The sequence below is a fragment of the Streptomyces pathocidini genome (assembly GCF_001418495.1).
Classification (GTDB): domain Bacteria; phylum Actinomycetota; class Actinomycetes; order Streptomycetales; family Streptomycetaceae; genus Streptomyces; species Streptomyces pathocidini.
Map to the genome: position 1 here is coordinate 1 of NZ_LIQY01000362.1, position 1,888 is coordinate 1,888.

Genomic DNA, 1,888 nt, shown 5'->3' on the forward strand with positions numbered 1-1,888 from the left:
TGAAGCCGTCGGAGGCGAAGGGGTCGGTGTTGTCGCCGGTCGAGATGTACAGGTCGCCGGTCGGGCCGAAGGCGAGCGAGCCCGCCATATGGGAGTTGGCCCGCCCCTCGCCGCGATAGGTGGGAATCTCCAGCAGCCGCTTCTCGGAGCCGGTGTCGACGGTGTCACCGCTGACCGTGAACCGCGACAGGTTGAGCCGCTTCGCCGTCTTGTCGGAGTGCAGCAGATACAGCCAGTGGTTGGCCGCGAAGCCCGGGTCGAGGGCCAGGCCGAGCAGCCCGTCGGACTGGCTGGTCATGTCGGGGCTGTACTCGAGGTCGAGCGCCGTGGTGACCTTCAGCGTCTCCTGGTCGACGACCTTGAGCTTGCCGGTCCGCTCGATGAAGAACACCCGCCGGTCGGGCGCGACACCCAGCTCGAAGGGGTCGGCCAGGTCGTCGGTCACCAGCGGGGTGCGCTGGAAGTTGCCGGTCTGTGTGGCCGAGCAGTCGCCCTCCGCGGCGCCGGCGGCCCACTGGATGCCGCCGAGCAGGTGCCGTACGAAGTACGGCTCGGAGAAGGCCGCCTTGTCGTGGCCGCCCGCGGTGAACCAGGAGCGCCCGCCGTCGTACTTCTGGCACCACGACCACGGGTGGTCGACGCCCTCGTCCAGGCCCGAGATGCCGTCGCGCACCTTGATCTGCGCGAGCGTGTGCACCTTCCCGGTCGGGTTGGTGCGCCAGTTGTACCACTCCTCGGAGCGCTCCCAGAGCTCCGGAAGCCCCTTGGTGGAGGGGTGCGCGTGGTCCAGCACCTTGACCCGGCCGGTCTGCACGGCGGGGTGCTTGTCGAAGATCGCCCCGACCAGCCCCTCGTACCAGCCCCAGTCCCGCTCACTGGCCGAGGCTGCGTGGACGCCCACCCAGCCGCCGCCTCCGCGGACGTACTTCTGGAACGCCGCCCGCTGGTCGGCGTTCAGCAAGTCGCCCTTCTCCGGGGTGGAGTTGGTGTTGTTGAAGACGATGGCCTGGAAACGGGCGAGGTTCTCGTCGGTGAACGCGGCGGCGTCTTCGGTGGCCTCGACCTCGAAGCCGTGCTCGGCACCGAGCTTCTCGATGGCCTCGATCCCGGCGGGGATGGAGTCGTGCCGGAAGTTCGTGACCTTGGAGAAGACGAGCACGCGGAACGCGGCGTCTTCGGCCGCGCTGCCGGGCGCCGCGGCCAGAAGGGAGAGGAGCAGGCCGAGGAGAGCACCGAGAGCGGTGCGGCGAGTGCCGCTCGGAGACGGGCCTCTTCGGGGCTTGCGCGTACGCGATGGCAGAGGACTCATGGCGCTCCCGGTGCTGGTGGGGCAGCTACGGCGGCCCGTGGCGGCGAGCAGGGGATTGAAAGCGCTTTCTGAGTTGCGCCGCTCAGGTTAAGTTCCCGTTCTCATGGGGTCAATGGGATGGACGGGCGCGATGTGGCGCTGGGACAGGGCTAATTGACGTACCGTCATGGCGCCCGCCGCGCGTCGGCGCCGGTGAGCTCCGGGTGCGCTCTCGCCCCGTCTCCCTGGCATCTCTGTTGAGCCCCCAGCCCGCTCCTCGGACCTCGGACTCGGACAGGCGTTATCCACAGCCCTGGCGTGAGAGCCCGGCGTCGGGAGAGGGTTGACCCCGGGACCGGACGGAGCGGAATGCTTGGAGGCGAGCCGCATGACACAGCAGGCCGAGGGCACGACGGGCACCGGCGCGGCGTACCGCACGGACCACCTGGAGCGGCCGGACGGCGCACGCGTGATGACGTACACCTGGCTGCCACGGGCCGGCGAACGCCCACGCGCGGTGGTGCAGATCGCCCATGGCGCGGCGGAACACGGCCTGCGCTACGACCGCTTCGCCCGCTTTCTGGCGGCCCACGGCTACGC

Annotated in this window: 2 protein-coding genes; one reads left to right on the forward strand and one right to left on the reverse strand. The window is 70.0% G+C overall.

Going from position 1 to position 1,888, the window contains the following annotated elements:
* Window positions 1-1,309, reverse strand: a 1,309-nt coding sequence (locus AOK16_RS17325; RefSeq protein WP_169790906.1) for a ThuA domain-containing protein, incomplete at its 3' end; no start/stop codon positions are given.
* Window positions 1,310-1,676: 367 nt separating this feature from the next.
* Here AOK16_RS17325 and AOK16_RS17330 point away from each other — a divergent pair.
* Window positions 1,677-1,888: alpha/beta hydrolase (locus AOK16_RS17330; RefSeq protein ID WP_205627710.1), on the forward strand; the 212-nt coding region annotated here is incomplete at its 3' end.